Source organism: Ralstonia sp. RL (genome assembly GCF_001683835.1).
Lineage (GTDB): Bacteria > Pseudomonadota > Gammaproteobacteria > Burkholderiales > Burkholderiaceae > Ralstonia > Ralstonia mannitolilytica.
In genome coordinates this window covers 1-901 of record NZ_LWRX01000192.1, presented here as the reverse complement: position 1 = coordinate 901, position 901 = coordinate 1, and the positions used below count along the sequence as shown (strand labels likewise).

At 63.0% G+C, this 901-nt stretch carries 1 protein-coding gene; it reads right to left on the bottom strand.

The window, feature by feature from the left end:
* Positions 1 to 45: 45 nt before the first annotated feature.
* Positions 46 to 901: quinolinate synthase NadA (gene nadA, locus A6M56_RS18700; RefSeq protein ID WP_286758306.1), on the bottom strand; the 856-nt coding region annotated here is incomplete at its 5' end.

Sequence of the window (901 nt, the reverse complement as noted above, 5' to 3'; positions counted from 1 at the left end):
CCTTCAGCGCCGCATCAAATGGCGCAAACTTGTTTTTCAATGTGCTCATGCCGGCCCGATTCCTTTAAACAGTTTTTGTTCCTTCGCCAGGTCGCCCGACGGGCGCACGTTGGCCTTGCGCTGCGCGGCGAACGCCAGCATGCGGTCGATGCAGACGTACGCCTTGCGGCCGATTTCCGGATCGACGTGGATTTCGTTCTTCCCGGTTTCCAGCACCTCGGCCAGGTTCTGCAGGCCGTTCATCGCCATCCACGGGCAGTGCGCGCAGCTCTTGCAGGTCGCGCTGTTGCCGGCGGTCGGCGCATCGATGAAGCGCTTGCCGGGCGCAGCCATGCGCATCTTGTGCAGGATGCCGTTGTCGGTGGCGACGATGAATTCCTGCGCGTCCAGCGTCTGCGCGGCGGCGATCAGCTGCGAGGTCGAGCCGACCACGTCGGCCTGCGCCACCACCGACGCCGGTGATTCCGGGTGCACCAGGACCTTGGCTGTTGGATGATCCTTTTTCAGCAGTTCCAGCTCGATGCCTTTGAACTCGTCGTGCACGATGCACGAGCCCTGCCACAGCAGCATGTCGGCGCCGGTCTTCTTCTGGATATAGCTGCCCAGGTGCTTGTCCGGCGCCCACAGGATCTTCTTGCCCTGCGCATGCAGATGCTCGACGATTTCCAGCCCGATCGACGAAGTCACCATCCAGTCGGCGCGCGCCTTCACCGCGGCGCTGGTATTGGCATACACCACCACTGTGCGGTCCGGATGGGCGTCGCAGAAGGCCGCGAATTCGTCAGCCGGGCAACCCAGGTCGAGCGAACACGTGGCATCCAGATCGGGCATCAGGATGGTCTTGTCGGGGCTGAGGATCTTCGCGGTTTCGCCCATGAACTTCACGCCGGCCACCACCAGC